At 64.5% G+C, this 13,666-nt stretch carries 14 protein-coding genes; 8 read left to right on the top strand and 6 right to left on the bottom strand.

Features of this window, described 5'->3' with window-relative positions; translation table 11 throughout:
• Positions 1-7: 7 nt before the first annotated feature.
• Positions 8-2,668 (bottom strand): TonB-dependent receptor, encoded by a 2,661-nt coding sequence (locus E5554_RS14130; protein WP_136187170.1) that lies wholly within the window; start codon positions 2,666-2,668, stop codon positions 8-10.
• Between the two features lie 200 nt (positions 2,669-2,868).
• Here E5554_RS14130 and E5554_RS14125 point away from each other — a divergent pair, with 200 nt between their 5' ends.
• The 4 genes from E5554_RS14125 (at position 2,869) to E5554_RS14110 (ending at position 6,237) form a co-directional block, all read left to right on the top strand.
• Positions 2,869-3,612, top strand: coding sequence for a GntR family transcriptional regulator (locus E5554_RS14125; protein ID WP_048936547.1), 744 nt, complete (start codon positions 2,869-2,871; stop codon positions 3,610-3,612).
• An 8-nt stretch (positions 3,613-3,620) separates the two neighbouring features.
• On the top strand, positions 3,621-4,664 hold the full coding sequence (locus E5554_RS14120; RefSeq protein ID WP_210729752.1) for an SIS domain-containing protein: 1,044 nt from the start codon (positions 3,621-3,623) through the stop codon (positions 4,662-4,664).
• Entirely contained in the window at positions 4,664-5,797 is a 1,134-nt protein-coding gene (nagA, locus tag E5554_RS14115) for an N-acetylglucosamine-6-phosphate deacetylase (RefSeq protein ID WP_136187169.1), read from the top strand. Before E5554_RS14120 ends, nagA begins: the two co-directional genes overlap by 1 nt.
• Positions 5,798-5,922: 125 nt before the next feature.
• Positions 5,923-6,237, top strand: a complete 315-nt coding sequence (locus E5554_RS14110) for a hypothetical protein (RefSeq protein ID WP_136187168.1) — start codon at positions 5,923-5,925, stop codon at positions 6,235-6,237.
• A 38-nt stretch (positions 6,238-6,275) separates the two neighbouring features.
• Here the strand turns inward: E5554_RS14110 and E5554_RS14105 are convergent, their stop codons facing one another.
• Genes E5554_RS14105 through E5554_RS14095 form a run of 3 tightly spaced genes read right to left on the bottom strand, consistent with a single transcriptional unit; the run spans position 6,276 to position 8,341 of the window.
• Positions 6,276-6,866, bottom strand: a complete 591-nt coding sequence (locus E5554_RS14105) for a TetR/AcrR family transcriptional regulator (protein WP_136187167.1) — start codon at positions 6,864-6,866, stop codon at positions 6,276-6,278.
• Between the two features lie 12 nt (positions 6,867-6,878).
• The gene (locus E5554_RS14100) at positions 6,879-7,127 is read right to left on the bottom strand and encodes a hypothetical protein (protein WP_136187166.1); all 249 of its coding nucleotides are present in this window, start codon (positions 7,125-7,127) and stop codon (positions 6,879-6,881) included.
• Positions 7,128-7,168: 41 nt separating this feature from the next.
• A complete protein-coding gene (locus tag E5554_RS14095) occupies positions 7,169-8,341 on the bottom strand; it encodes a MaoC family dehydratase N-terminal domain-containing protein (protein WP_136187165.1) in 1,173 nt (390 codons plus the stop codon).
• Positions 8,342-8,489: 148 nt separating this feature from the next.
• On the opposite strand from E5554_RS14095, the gene E5554_RS14090 reads away from it, so the two are divergent.
• The 4 genes from E5554_RS14090 (at position 8,490) to E5554_RS14075 (ending at position 11,551) form a co-directional block, all read left to right on the top strand.
• Complete coding sequence (locus E5554_RS14090) at positions 8,490-9,059, top strand: TetR/AcrR family transcriptional regulator (RefSeq protein ID WP_136187164.1); 570 nt, start codon at positions 8,490-8,492, stop codon at positions 9,057-9,059.
• Positions 9,060-9,167: 108 nt separating this feature from the next.
• Complete coding sequence (locus E5554_RS14085) at positions 9,168-9,923, top strand: SDR family NAD(P)-dependent oxidoreductase (protein ID WP_136187163.1); 756 nt, start codon at positions 9,168-9,170, stop codon at positions 9,921-9,923.
• The gene (locus E5554_RS14080) at positions 9,920-10,693 is read left to right on the top strand and encodes an SDR family oxidoreductase (protein WP_136187162.1); all 774 of its coding nucleotides are present in this window, start codon (positions 9,920-9,922) and stop codon (positions 10,691-10,693) included. Before E5554_RS14085 ends, E5554_RS14080 begins: the two co-directional genes overlap by 4 nt.
• An 18-nt stretch (positions 10,694-10,711) precedes the next feature.
• Complete coding sequence (locus tag E5554_RS14075) at positions 10,712-11,551, top strand: TauD/TfdA family dioxygenase (protein ID WP_136187161.1); 840 nt, start codon at positions 10,712-10,714, stop codon at positions 11,549-11,551.
• 4 nt (positions 11,552-11,555) lie between these two features.
• Here E5554_RS14075 and E5554_RS14070 read toward each other — a convergent pair whose 3' ends face one another.
• Positions 11,556-12,551, bottom strand: a complete 996-nt coding sequence (locus E5554_RS14070) for an AraC family transcriptional regulator (protein ID WP_136187160.1) — start codon at positions 12,549-12,551, stop codon at positions 11,556-11,558.
• 85 nt (positions 12,552-12,636) lie between these two features.
• The gene (locus E5554_RS14065; protein ID WP_099232697.1) at positions 12,637-13,605 is read right to left on the bottom strand and encodes a magnesium and cobalt transport protein CorA; all 969 of its coding nucleotides are present in this window, start codon (positions 13,603-13,605) and stop codon (positions 12,637-12,639) included.
• Between the last annotated feature and the right edge of the window lie 61 nt (positions 13,606-13,666).

The following is a 13,666-nucleotide window of genomic DNA, read 5'->3' as shown; positions in this document are numbered from 1 at the left end:
GAGGCAATCAATAGTTGAAGTTCACCGTCGCCAGGAACTTGCGGCCCGAGCGATAGACGCCGCGCGGCAGCGCCGTGGTGTTGGCATAGGCATAATATTCCGCGTCAGTCAGGTTCATGCCCGACAGGGTGATGCCGATCTGCGGCGTGACATTATAGGTCGCCGACACGTCCAGATTGTCGGAGTCCCGCACGAACATATTGTCGCCGCGGTCGATGCCGGTGAAATATTTCGACCGCCAGGTGTAGGTGGCGCGCAGCGCGACCGGACCGCTTTCGAAGAAGGGGCTGACGCTGGCCTGATGCTTGGAATTATAGGGCAGCGCCTGGCCGCCTTCACCCGAACCGTCGGAATAGGTGTAGTTAGCCAATATGCCAAAGCCATAGGGCAGGTTCTGCTGATAGGCGACGGCAAAACCCTTCACCTCGGCCGAACCGGCATTGTAGGGACGGCTGATCTGATAGGTCGTCACCCGGCCCTGCGACTGGTTGAAATAGCTCTCGGGTGCCGTCTTCTGCAGGATATAGTTGCTGATATCCTTGTAGAAGACTTCCGCCGACAGGATCGAGCCCTGCTTGAAATACCATTCGACCGAGGCGTTGAGATTGCCCGACGTATAGGGTTTCAGGTTCGGGTTGCCGCCACCGCCGGTCAGCACCGTGTCCGACAGCCAGAAATAATTGGTCATGTCGGCATAGTTGGGACGCGACATCACCTTGGCGGCGGAGAAGCGCAGGATCAGATCCTGCTGCGCGGTCCAGGCGATATTTGCGCTGGGCAGCCAGTTGTCATAGCTGCGCTTGGTCGTCTGCCAGGTCCAGTCGGCTGCGCTGTTGCAGGGCGCGCCAGCGTTGCAGACATAGCCGGCACTGTCGGTCTTGGTATTCACATAGCGCACGCCGAAATTGCCGCGCAGCGTGCCGGTGTCGAAATTGGCCTGAGCATAGACCGCGTTGATATCTTCCTGGATGTTCCAGTTGCCGGCGGTAAATTCGGCCGCCGCGAAGATCGACGGCGTCGGCAGCGTCTGGCCTTCCAGATAGTCGACCATCGACGGGCCGCTGATGATGAAGCGGTCGGTCATCTGATCGTTCACGCCGCTGAAGCCGCGCAGATAATTGCCCGCGACCGTCTTGGGATCGAACTGCGCCGCGGCGACGCCCAGGCCATTGAGCGCGATGCCCGCATATTGCTGGCCGGTCTCGTGATGGCGATATTTATAGCCGATCTGGATGCGCTTCAAAGCACCGTCGAAATCGAAGCCAAGGTCAGCCTGGCCGTAACGCTCCTTGTCGCTGGTCGGCTTGGTGACAGTGTTGCCGCTCCAGCCCGGATCGGTCACGAAGGCATTGGGGTTGCCCTGAACGTCGGTGGCATAGCTCAGCGAGCCGGGCGACTTGGGGGCGCCGCCAATGTTCACCGTGTAATCCGCCCAGTTCAGGAATTCGAGGAAGACCTGGCGCTTGGTGCCGCCGTCCGCGTCCGACAGGCCGCCTTCGACCGTCAGATCCCAGGTGCCGCCGTCCCAACTCGCCTTGCCGCGATAGGTGTCGGACTTCATCTCCGCCTCGCGATACTGGACGTCCAGCACCGACAGCGCATTCTTGAAGCTCGCGCTGGTCACGATGCCGTTATTGACCTCGATCCCGGTCAGCGCGCCCAGGCTGTTCCAGGTATTGCCCTGGAAGGCATACATGGACTGGTTGAGGTTGTTGTAGGTGGCGTCGATCTTGAGCCAGCTCGCTTCCAGGGTCAGCTCGTCGACCGGCTTCCACTGGGCGGTGGCCGAATAGGTCAGGCGCTCGCGCCCCTGTTCGAAATAGGATGTGCCAAAGGCGTTGGGGCTGATCGCGTCGAGATTGTTGCTCAGCGTGGTGGCGCATTCGCCGACGCAGCCATTGTCGCGCGAGTCCACCGGATTGTCGGCATTGCCGCCGGCCCACTGGTCGGCCTTCATCGTGCCATAGGTTTCGACGCCGTCGCGGCGCAGCCGGTCCTTGGCGCGCTGGAACGAGGCGAGGATGCCGAACGTGCCTTCCTCATTATGCCAGCTTACCAGCGCCGACCCCTGGATATCGCCCTTCTTCGAGCGATCATTGTAGAGATAGCCAAGCTGGCCCGCCATGGTGAAGGGCTTCAGCTCCAGCGGCTTGCGGGTCACGACATTGACCGTGCCGCCGATCGAACCTTCGTCGATGCGCGGTTCGGGCGACTTGTAAACGTCGACCCGGCCGACCAGTTGCGGTGCGAGCAGCGCATAGTTGAAGGTGCGGCCGGGCGAGTCGAGGATGAACCAGTCGGCCGACGCCACGGTCTGGCCGTCCAGCAGGGTGCGGTTGAGCGCCGGATCGGTGCCCAGGATCGACACTTTTTCGCCCTGGCCAAACTGGCGGTCGACGGTGACGCCGGGCACCAGCGTCAGCGCTTCAGCGACATTGGTATTGGGGAATTTGCCGACATCTTCGGCGGAAATGCTGTCGACGATCGCGTCGGCGTTACGCTTGACGTCGATCGCCTTGGCGAGCGAGGCACGATAGCCGGTGACGACGATATCGCTGGCATTTGCATCGGCGTCCGGCGCGGAAGCGTCGCTTCCCTGCGCATGCGCGGCACCCGAAAACAGCGCAATGGCGCTGGCGGTACCGACCAGAAAAGTCCGAATCCCCATATCTCACCCCTTATTTATATTTGATGCATGGCACCAATTGGGCGGACCAACTGCATACCAATAAGCAGACCATCCGCCGAAGTCATACCGCCGTCAAGAGGGATATTTTCAAAATTGTGACGGCCTTTGAAATTTTTCACTGGCATATGGTATTTAATTGGTCTTAGTGTGTAGACAACACAGATGCTGGTGGAGACGAGATGCCGCTGCTTGCCGAACAGATTGGACCGCTCGACGCGCTGGGCGGTGGCCCGCTCTATCGCCGGCTCGAAGACGCGCTGCGCGAAGCGCTGCGCACCCAGCGACTGAAACCCAATGAGGCGCTGCCGCCCGAACGCGACCTGGCATCGGAACTCTCGGTGTCCCGCATCACCCTGCGCAAGGCGCTGGATTCCCTGGTCGAGGAAGGACTGCTGGTGCGCAAGCAGGGCGCCGGCACCTTCGTCGCCAACCGGGTCGAGAAGCAGTTCGCCAAGCTCTCCTCCTTTTCCGAGGATATGGCGGCACGCGGCCGCACGGTGCGCAGCGAGTGGCTGGGCCGCAGCATCGGCGCCGTCACGCCCGACGACGCGCTGACGCTGGGCCTCAGCCCCGGCGCGGCCGTCTACCGTTTCAACCGCATTCGCTATGCCGACGATGTCGCGATGGCGCTCGAATATTCGACCATTCCCGGCTTCGGCCTCGATGGTGTCGATGTCGTCGGCGCCTCGCTCTATGCCGCCCTGGAAGCCGCCGGCAACCGGCCGGTCCGCGCCCTCCAGCGCCTGCGCGCCGTCCTGTTCAACGCCGAACAGGCCAAGCTGCTGGGGATCGAGGCCGGGGCGCCCGGCCTCTATATCGAACGGCGCGGTTTCCTGGACGATGGCCGCGTCATCGAAGCGACGCAAAGCTGGTACAGGGGCGATGCCTATGACTTTGTTGCCGAACTTGACATGCGCGCCTGACCGAAAAGATGCCTGACACGATGCTCAATCCGCAAGATACCCTGATGTTCGCCGAGGCTGCAGAAGCCGGCGCCGTCATTGCCCGCCAGCTCGCCGCCAACGCCGAAACGGTCAAGGCGCTGGCCGCCAGCCTGCGCGCAAATCCGCCGCGCGGCATCGTCACCTGCGCCCGCGGCAGTTCCGATCATGCGGCGACCTTCGCCAAATATCTGTTCGAAACCCGCCTGGGCCTGCTGACCACCTCGGCCGCACCCTCGATCGCCTCGGTCTATGGCACGGCCCCGGCGCTCGCCGACATGCTGGCCATCGCCATCTCGCAGTCGGGCAAGAGCCCCGACATCCTGGCCACGGTCGATGCCGCCAAAAGCGCGGGCGCCAGGACCGTCGCGATGGTCAATGTCGCCGACTCACCGCTTGCCGGCCAGGTCGATACGCTGCTGCCGCTCCACGCCGGCCCGGAACGCAGCGTCGCCGCCACCAAATCCTATATCGCCTCGATCGCCAGCCTGCTGAACCTTGCCGCCCATTGGAGCGAGGATGCGGAATTGCTGGCAGCGCTGGACGCCGGCCCTGCCCTGCTCGCCCAGGCCTGGGCCTGCGACTGGACACCACTGGTCGAACAACTCGCCACCGCGCGCGGCCTCTACGTCATCGGACGCGGCATCGGCTTCGGCATCGCGCAGGAAGCTGCGCTCAAATTCAAGGAAACCAGTGGTCTCCACGCCGAAGCGTTCAGCGCGGCCGAGGTCAAGCATGGCCCGATGGCGCTGGTCGGCCCCGATTTCCCGCTGCTGGTCTTCCGCCAGGCGGACGAGACAGCCGAGAGCGTCGATGAACTGGTACGCGAGGTCGTCGCACGCGGCGGCCAGGTGCTGATCGCCGGCGAGCCGGTGGATGGCGCCATCCACCTGCCGGTGCCCGCCGCCCATCCCACGATCGAGCCGATGCTGCAGGTCCAGGCCTTCTACCGCGCGGTCAATGCGCTGTCGGTCCGGCGCGGCTTCAACCCGGACCAGCCCCCGCACCTTGCCAAGGTGACGGAGACCCTCTGATGCGTCACGCTCTGGTCAACGGGTCGATCCTGATCGACGGCCACTTCCATGCCGGCAAGGCGCTGCTGATCGAGGGCGATCGCATTGCCGCGATCCTGCCCGACGCCGATATCCCGGCCGATGTCGCGCGACGCGACCTGGGCGGCGACCGGCTGGTGCCTGGCTTCATCGATACCCAAGTCAATGGCGGCGGCGGCGTGCTGTTCAATGATGCCCCGACGGTCGAAGGCATCGCCGCGATCGGCGCCGCCCATCGTCGTTTCGGCACCACCGGCTTCCTGCCGACCCTGATCAGCGATGATCTGGCTGTCATCCGCCAGGCGGTCGCCGCCGTCGACGCCGCGATCGAGGCCGGCGTGCCGGGCGTGCTCGGCATCCATATCGAAGGGCCTTATCTCAATATCGAGCGCAAGGGCATTCATGACGGCGACAAGATCCGCCCGCTCGATGCCGAGGGGCTGGAAGTGCTGTCTTCGCTCAAACGCGGCCGCACCCTGGTCACGCTGGCGCCCGAGCGGACGTCACCCGACATGGTGCGCCAGCTGGTGGAGTGCGGCGTGATCGTCGCGGCGGGACACAGCAATGGCGGCTATGAGGACATGATCGGTGCGGTCGAAGCCGGCCTGTCCGGCGTCACCCATCTCTACAATGCCATGTCGCCGCTGGGATCGCGCAAGCCCGGCATCGTCGGCGCCGCGCTGGAACAGGACAGCGTGACCTGCGGCATCATCGTCGATGGCCATCATGTCAGCGCCACCGCGCTCAAGATCGCGCTGCGCTGCAAGCCGGAAGGCACGCTGATGCTCGTCACCGACGCCATGCCTTCGGTCGGGTCGGATGCGGATGAGTTCATGCTTCAGGGCCGCCATATCCTGGTCCGCAACGGCGCCTGCACCGATGATGCCGGCACGTTGGCCGGCTCCAATCTCGACATGATCGCCGCCGTCCACAACAGCGTCGCCATGCTGGACGTCCCGATCGAGCGCGCCATCGCCATGGCATCGGCGGCCCCGGCCACCTTCCTAGGCCTTGCCGCCGAAACCGGCCGCATCGCGCCGGGCCTGCGCGCCGACCTGCTGCAATTGAATGCCCAGGGCGCGGTCGTGCGCAGCTGGATTGGCGGCAGCTACTGAGCCAAACATCGCCGGGGCGGTTGGATCGCGCCCCGGTTCCCTGCCTGATCGGCCCCGCTTATGATACAGACCGTCTCACGGCCGCCGGGCTTCGGGACAAGACCTGTTGCCTTGAGAGGATGCCGATGAAAACTGTCCTGATCGCCGCCAGCCTGTTGCTCACTGCCGTCGCGCCGCACGTCGCCATGGCGCAGGCCCCTGCCGCCGCGCCCGCCCCGGCCTATAGCGTCGAGACCACCGACATCGGCACATTGCTCGACAATCCTGCGACCAAGGCCGTCCTCGACAAGAATCTGCCGGGCTTCACCGCCAATCCGCAGATCGACATGGCGCGATCGATGACGCTGAAGGGCGTGCAGCAATATGCCGCCGACACGCTGACCGACGCCGCGCTGGCCAAGGTGCAAGCCGATCTCAACAAGATCCCGGTGAAGAAATAAGGACTTGCCCGGCGCGCATAGTCGCGCCGGCTAACCTGTCAGGCGCCTCGTTCATCGGCATCCTTGCCGGTGGCGTGGCGCATCAACGCCTCCACCATGGCCAGCGCCTCGTCATGGCCCAGCGTCACGCCCAGGCTCTGCTCCATCACGATCGACCGGGCCATGCCCGCCGCCAGCACGGAAAGCCCCACAGGCGACAGCCCCGCGCCATCGGCCGCGCCGATCGCCCGCGTCTGGATATCGCGCAATTCCTCGACAAAGGCGGCGATTTCCTGCCGGATCGCCTTGCGATGGTTGGACAGCGCCATGAACTCCAGCACGATCGCGCTGCCATCCGGATCGGAATTGAGCTGCCACAGCGCGCGCAGCGGATCGGGCGTATCCAGCCGGCTGGCCAATTCTTCCTTGAACCGGGCCGACAGGCTGCGGAACAGTTCCAGCAGCAGGTCGTCGGTCGTCGCAAAATGATAATGGACGAGCGCCGGCGTCACGCCGACGATCTTGGCCACGCGCCGGGTCGTGACAGCGGCATAGCCCTCCTCGACCATCAGCCTCTCGGTCGCGGCCAATATCGCGCCCCGCGCCGACGCGCGTTCCTTCCTGCCGGCGCGGGTTATGCCTTTTTCCATCGCCCCTGCGGCCTATTCGTCCAGCATGTCCATCACGTCGCGCGCGGCATTGCGATCGGCTTCATCCTCGAAGGCGACATCCAGATCAGGCGCCGCGCCCAGCATGTAGAGCAACGTCCACAGGGCGAAGCGCCGGGGGCGGTCGGTCTCCAGCCCGAAGGCGACCTGCATCCGCTCGATCCCCGCCGCCATGCCCGCAGGCGTCAGGCTGGCAAGGTCGTCGGTGCCGAAATAATGGCGAAACTGATCGTCTAAATCCATCGCCGCGCTATCCCACAGCGCGGCGCGCTTGACCAGACGGATCAGGCCGGCCGTTTGGGCAGTTCGATCTCCGCCTTGGCCGTGGCCAGCACGGCGCCGGCCTGGTTGGCCATGCGGCAATCGACCTGCACCATGTGCCGACCGTCCTCGTCCACGAACTTGTCGAGGATGGTGCCGGTGGTGATGGTGATGTCACCGGTCAGCGCCGGGCTGCGATAATTGCAGGCCGAATGGCGGATCATCCCCCATTCGCCCGCCCAACCCGCGAAATAATCGGTGATCCACGCCCCCATCGATGCGCCATAGCCATAGCCGCGCGGCATGCCAATGAAGCGGGCCCAGCGCGGGAAGAGATGGCCGCGCGACGGGCCGACATAGGCGCCGTCGGTGAATTCGGGATTGATCGCCTCCATTACCGGGTCATTCTCATGGCCCGCCATTTCCTTGACGAAGCCCAGCGCCTCCATGTCGAGGTCGGTGCGCCGGTGGGTGCCGCCCCATTGGGTGAAGATGTAGGACCGCCATTCGGTGGCGAAGGAGACGATCGAATGCGGGCCAACCACCCGCTCGGGCAGCGCCGCGCCGACCGTCGCATCATCCCACCAGCGCCGGTCATGACCAAGGTCGTGCAGCATCTGGATCCACTGCATCTTGCGCGCTTCCAGTTCCTCCAGTTGCTCATCGGTCCAGACCGGATCGTCAAAGCCTTCGGTGGGAACATTATCCTTGCCCGCTTCCTGGCTGTAGCGGATCGAGGTGGAGCGCTGCTTGGCGATCAGGTCGCCCTGCTGGTTATAATAGAAATTGTCGCCCCGCTGGAAACAGGTCGGGCCAGCGAACTTGGTATCCTTGACCGTATAGTCGAACGGGATGCGTTCATTGAGGATGCGGTCGCCCGCCACCATGCGCGGCCCGTAGAACCACCATTCGTCGCCGCCGAACAGCATGTGCGAATTGGGCACCCGGCCGATACAGGACGGCGCGGAGCCATGGGCGCAGTCCATCGTCACGGCAAAGCTCTGCGGCGCGACCATGCCGCCCCAGCGGCTCTGCGCGGCATAACCCGCATCATAATGGAGCCGGTTGGGATAATGCATCGCCTGCACCCAGCGGCGGATATCGCCATTGTTGATCGGCTCGACCATCCGCGCGGGCTGGATCGGCTTGCCCAGATAATTGTCGATATCCGAACAATCGAGCGTCGGGCTGGTCATGGATCGTCTCTCCGCAAATGCCTTGTTTGACGCCAAGGCTAACGACGCCCCGGCGCAGCGACTTGACCAAAATGGACAGGCGCCCGGCCATTGCCGCGCCCCGCAAAATTCCCCAGAAGCGGAAACGGAGAAGGACGGAAAGGACGATATGGCTACCGCTCGCAGACTAGGCGCCGAAGGATCGCAGAACCGCGCCCGCTTCATCGACGCGGCCGAAGCGATCCTGACAGAGGTCGGCGAACATGGCATTTCCGCGCGGCAGGTGGCGCAGCAGGCGGGCCTGAAGACCCAGCTTCTCTATTATTATTTCCGCACCATGGACGATCTGCTCCGCGCCGTGGTGCAGCGGATCAACGAGCGCCGCATGGCCCGCTTCGCCGAGGCGCTCGCCGCGCCCACCCCGCTGCGCGCCATGTGGGAGATGATGCGCGATCCCTCGACCGCCGCCCTCGCCGCAGAACTCAGCGCCATCGCCCATCATCGCGAGGCGGTGCGGGCGGAGATCGTCACCGCCGCCCAGGCGTTCCGCGCGCATCAGGCAGAGGCAGTTGCAGCATTGCTATCGGCCGATCAGGCGGATCAGGCCGGCGGCCTGGTGATGATCGCCGCCTCGCTTGCCCGCATGCTGGTCAGCGAGACCGCGCTTGGCCTGACCGAGGGCCATGACCAGGCCTTGACGATGATCGAAGCGATGCTGGACCAGCTCGAAGCCAAATGATCGCCCCGGCGCTATTACCGATCCTGCCATCGCACCACCCCATCCACCCCTGCTAATGAACTGTTCAGCATCGCGGTCCAGCACAGGCCAGCGGGGCAAGGAGAGGTCATGGCAGCACTGGAAAACAAGGTCGCGCTGATCACCGGCGCATCCTCCGGCATTGGCGAGGCGGCAGCGCTCGCGCTGGCGCTTGAGGGTGTCAACATCGCTGTCAACGGACGGCGCCGCGATCGGCTCGATGCGCTGGTCGCCCGGATCGAAGCGGCAGGCGGCACCGCGCTCGCCCTGCCCGGCGACGTCTCGGTCGAGGCGGATGCAGCGGCCGCCGTCGCCGACACGGTGGCGCGGTTCGGCCGGCTCGACATCCTCGTCAACTCTGCCGGCGTCAACGAAGCGGGCGGGATCGAAAGCCTGACCAGCGCCCAGTGGCAACGCGTGATCGACATCAACCTGATGGGCACCATCCATGCCTGCCGCGCCGCCTTCCCTGTGATGAAAGCTCAGGGGAGCGGCGACATCGTCAATATCTCCTCGACCGCCGGGCGCCGCTCGGGCTGGCGCTTCGCCGCCTATTCGACGAGCAAGTTCGGCCTCACCGGCTTTACCGAAAGCCTGCGGCAGGAAGGTGGCCAGGCCGGCATCCGCGTGTCGATCATCGAACCGGGCGCCACCGCGACCGAGATCGCCAGCTCCATTTCCGACCCGCAATGGCGCGACATGATCCAGCAGCACACCCACAAGGACGGGGCGATGGCGCCGGACGATATCGTCGCGGGCATATTGCTGGCCGTCAGCCTCCCGCGCCGAGCCAATGTCAGCCGCATCCTGATCCAGCCGACCATCGACACGGAGCCGATGCCATGAGGCTGGCGGGCAAGAGCGCGGTCATTACCGGCGCGGGATCGGGCATGGGCAAGGCGATGGCCGAACGCTTCGCGCAGGAAGGCGCGCTGGTTCTGTGCGCCGACATCAGCGGCGCGCAGGATGACGTCGCCGCCGCCATCGGCAGTGGCGCGATCGGCCTGCATGTCGACGTGGCCGAGGAAGCGGATGTGCAGGCGATGATCGCCACCGCCTGCGACGCCTTTGGCCGCGTCGACATCCTCGTCAACAATGCCGGGTTCGGCGGCGGCATCATGCCGTTGCACGAACAGAGCAGCGACAATTGGGACCGGGTCCATGCCGTCAATCTGAAGGGCGTGTTCCTGGGCATGAAATATGGCGTGATCGCCATGCTGGAAAGCGGCGGCGGCGTGATCGTCAATATCGGATCGGCCACCGGCATGGTCGGATGGAAGGGGCATGGCATCTATGCCGCCGCCAAGGGCGGGGTCAGCCAGATGACCAAATGCGCTGCGCTCGATTATGCCGCGCACAATATCCGCGTGAACGCCGTACTGCCCGGATCGATCTGGACCGGGCTGGTGCCGATGGCCAAGGATCATCCCGAACCGCCGCCCGGCATCTTCCGCGTGCCCGGCATCCCGATGGATCGGTGGGGTCTGGCCAGCGAAATCGCCAATGCCGCGCTATTCCTCGCCAGTGACGAGGCGTCCTACATCACCGGCACCTTGCTGCCGGTCGATGGCGGCTATTGCATCGGTTTTTCCGGCATGGCCGCCGAACAGGGTTGAGATCGAAGGAGCAGGATCATGAACGTCATTCACAAGAGCCGCGTCACCTTCCGCCCGGTCAAGCCGCTGATCGGCGCGCTGGTCGAAGCTGATCGGGAGGCCCTGTTCGATCCCGAGGTGGTCGCCCAGTGCCGCGACATGCTGGAGGAGCGGACCGTGCTGGTCATGCCGCAGGTCCATTTCACCAATGAGGAACAACTGGCCTTCACCGACCTGCTCGGCGGGCGGCTCAACCTCACCAGCGAGGCGACGACCAACAAGGATGAGGACGTCTATCAGGTGACGCTCGATCGCAAGATCAACCGCGCGCCGGAATATGTGCTGGGCACCTTCTTCTGGCACATGGACGGCATGCCGATGGAAATGCCGCCGCCGCTCGCGACGCTGCTGTCGGCCCGGCGCCTGGCGCCCAAGGGCGGCCAGACAGAATTCGCCAACACCTTCGCCGCCTATGAGCAGATGCCCGAAGCGCAGCGTGCCGAGATCGAGGATCTGCGCATCATCCATAGTGTCGCCGCCAGTCTGCGCTCGATCGCCGACGCCATTCCCGAGGCGGAAAAGGGCAAGCTGGCGATCGGCGTCGAGAAGGAACGACCGCTGGTCCAGACCCACAAGAATGGCCGCAAGAGCCTGATCGTTGGGTCGACCGCCGACCGGATCGTCGGCATGGAGCTGGCCTATGGCCGCGCCTATATCGCTCGGCTCAACGAATGGGCGACCCAGCCCGATTTCGTCTATCAGCATCAGTGGCAGGCGGGCGACTTCGTGATCTGGAGCAACACCGGCGCGCTGCACCGGGTGGTGCCCTATGCCCGCGATTCCGGGCGAATGATGCACCGCACCTCGATTGCGGGCTGAAGGGTCAGGCGGGCGCGTGCAACCGCGCCCGCAACCGCGTCGGCGACGCGCCGAACCAGTGGTTGCAACTGCGCGTCATCACTGACTGTTCGGAAAAACCCAGCTTCTCCGACACATGGGCGAAGTCGATATCGGTCTGCTCCAGATAGTAGCGCAATATGTCGCGCCGCACCTCATCCTTGATCTTCTGGAAGCTCGTGCCCTCCGTCGCCAGACGCCGATGCAGCGTGCGTGGGTGCAGCCCCAGTTCGGCCGCGACCCGGTCATTCGAGCAATGGGCGGTCCACAGCCATTGCATGACGATGCCGCGCACCTGCGCATGCAGCGGCGGATGGCGATGGGGAAATTCCCGTTCGATATAGGCGGTGACGGCGGCAAAGACCGTGGCGTCCCGGTCGATCACCGGGCTTGCCATGTCGCGCTCGGAAAAGCTGATCCCGTCCTCATTCTGGCCGAAATGCACCGGGCATCCGAAATAGCGTCGATAGATGCGCGCCGGCGAGATCGGCTGGTGGCGGAAATGCACCCGCCGCGCCCGTGCCCGCCCACCGGTCAGTTCCATCGCGAAAAGATGGCCGACCAGCAGAATATGCTCCATCGCCTGCGCCCGGTTGGGCACGCCGTCGAGCAATATGTCATGCCCGACGAAAACATGGCGGACTGAGGGAAAGCGGCGGAGCCAGACCGACGCCGCCAGGCTGTGCGCATAATTATGGCTGCACACATAATCGATCGCCGCGCCAAAGGTCGGCGCGTTGCGCATCGCGTCGCCGAGCGGCCCGAACAGGTCGACGCCGCGCTGCCGCAGGGCAAGGCGCATGCCGAAATCCGGGCAGGCGAGCCGATGCGCAGCCTCCTCGATCAGCGCTATGGTCTGGCGATAGCTGGGCGACGCATCGCTGCTGTCCGGCGCATCGCCGCCCAGTTCCGCCACCAGTTCCGGCAGGAACCGCAGCATATGCGCATTGATCGCCTCGAACGCGTCGCGCTGCTTATCCATCGCCGGACCTCCCATTCGGACAGGCTGGCACCGCCTGTCCGAATAGGTCAAGCGACCGCCGCCCCATTTCGGCGGGGCGATGCGCTCAGAGCCAGTTGAGCTTGCGGAAACGCCGATAGAGGATCGAACAGATCAGCAGGATCACGGCCAGCACGACGAAATAGCCGTAGCGGGTCTTGAGCTCCGGCATATGCTCGAAATTCATGCCGTAAATGCCGGCGATTGCAGTCGGCACCGCCAGGATCGCGGCCCAGGCGGCAAGCTGACGGGTGATCGTGCCGGTGCGCTGCTGCTCCAGCAGATTGCTGAACTCGAAGACGGAATTCAGCACCTCGCGCAGATCGTCGACCATCGTCTGTACCCGCCGCACATGGTCGCGCACATCGCTGAAATAGGGCCGGGTTTCCGGATCGATGCAGGGCAGGTCGATCTTGACGAACTTGGTCGCGACCTCCTGCATCGGCCCCAATATGCGCTGGAAACGGATCAACTGGCGCCGCAGGTTGAAGATACGGGTGATCTCGTCACGGCCGAGGAAATTGTCGACCGTATGCTGCTCCATCGTCAGCACTTCCTCCTCGATCCCCTCGACGATCGGCAGATAGCCATCGACAATGAAGTCGAGGATGGCGTGCAGCACATAATCGACGCCATGGGCCAGCCGATCCGGCACCGCCTCCAGCGCATGGCGCAGCTCGATATGCCCGCGTGCCGAACCGTGGCGGACACTGATGATATGGCTGTGGCCGACGAAGATGGCCGTCTCGCCATAGGCGATCGCCCGCTCCTCGACATGGGCAGTCCGCGCCACCACGAACAGTTGCTCGCCATAAATGTCGACCTTGGGCAGTTGATCCGCCTTGATCGCGTCCTCCACCGCCAGCGGATGGAGATTGTAATTTTGCTGCAGCGTCCGCATCTCCTCGGCGGTCGGGCTGGCAACGCCGATCCAGACGAACTCCGACTTGTCTTCGGCGCAGTCGATCCGTTCGGTGATCGACACTTCGCGCACGCGCTGGCCGTTGCGATAGAGATAGGCGGCAATGACGGTCATTCGGGCCTCGAAATCATTCTATTCGGCCAGCCTAGCGCGGCCAGCCTTGATCGGGAAGGCG

Origin of the sequence: Sphingobium sp. PAMC28499, assembly GCF_004795815.1 — a bacterium.
In the GTDB taxonomy this organism is placed as follows: Bacteria; Pseudomonadota; Alphaproteobacteria; order Sphingomonadales; family Sphingomonadaceae; genus Sphingobium; species Sphingobium yanoikuyae.
Note: the sequence above shows the minus strand (reverse complement) of the source record. Positions and strands in the feature narration are given on the sequence as shown.

Excerpts from the sequence above, each read along its gene's own strand:
- nagA (WP_136187169.1), top strand. The coding sequence starts at position 4,664 with ATGCGTCACGCTCTGGTCAACGGGTCGATCCTGATCGACGGCCACTTC.
- E5554_RS14065 (WP_099232697.1), bottom strand. The coding sequence starts at position 13,605 with ATGACCGTCATTGCCGCCTATCTCTATCGCAACGGCCAGCGCGTGCGC.
- E5554_RS14090 (WP_136187164.1), top strand. The coding sequence starts at position 8,490 with ATGGCTACCGCTCGCAGACTAGGCGCCGAAGGATCGCAGAACCGCGCC.
- E5554_RS14125 (WP_048936547.1), top strand. The coding sequence starts at position 2,869 with ATGCCGCTGCTTGCCGAACAGATTGGACCGCTCGACGCGCTGGGCGGT.
- E5554_RS14080 (WP_136187162.1), top strand. The coding sequence starts at position 9,920 with ATGAGGCTGGCGGGCAAGAGCGCGGTCATTACCGGCGCGGGATCGGGC.
- E5554_RS14075 (WP_136187161.1), top strand. The coding sequence starts at position 10,712 with ATGAACGTCATTCACAAGAGCCGCGTCACCTTCCGCCCGGTCAAGCCG.
- E5554_RS14130 (WP_136187170.1), bottom strand. The coding sequence starts at position 2,668 with ATGGGGATTCGGACTTTTCTGGTCGGTACCGCCAGCGCCATTGCGCTG.
- E5554_RS14120 (WP_210729752.1), top strand. The coding sequence starts at position 3,621 with ATGCCTGACACGATGCTCAATCCGCAAGATACCCTGATGTTCGCCGAG.
- E5554_RS14110 (WP_136187168.1), top strand. The coding sequence starts at position 5,923 with ATGAAAACTGTCCTGATCGCCGCCAGCCTGTTGCTCACTGCCGTCGCG.
- E5554_RS14070 (WP_136187160.1), bottom strand. The coding sequence starts at position 12,551 with ATGGATAAGCAGCGCGACGCGTTCGAGGCGATCAATGCGCATATGCTG.
- E5554_RS14105 (WP_136187167.1), bottom strand. The coding sequence starts at position 6,866 with ATGGAAAAAGGCATAACCCGCGCCGGCAGGAAGGAACGCGCGTCGGCG.
- E5554_RS14100 (WP_136187166.1), bottom strand. The coding sequence starts at position 7,127 with ATGGATTTAGACGATCAGTTTCGCCATTATTTCGGCACCGACGACCTT.
- E5554_RS14095 (WP_136187165.1), bottom strand. The coding sequence starts at position 8,341 with ATGACCAGCCCGACGCTCGATTGTTCGGATATCGACAATTATCTGGGC.
- E5554_RS14085 (WP_136187163.1), top strand. The coding sequence starts at position 9,168 with ATGGCAGCACTGGAAAACAAGGTCGCGCTGATCACCGGCGCATCCTCC.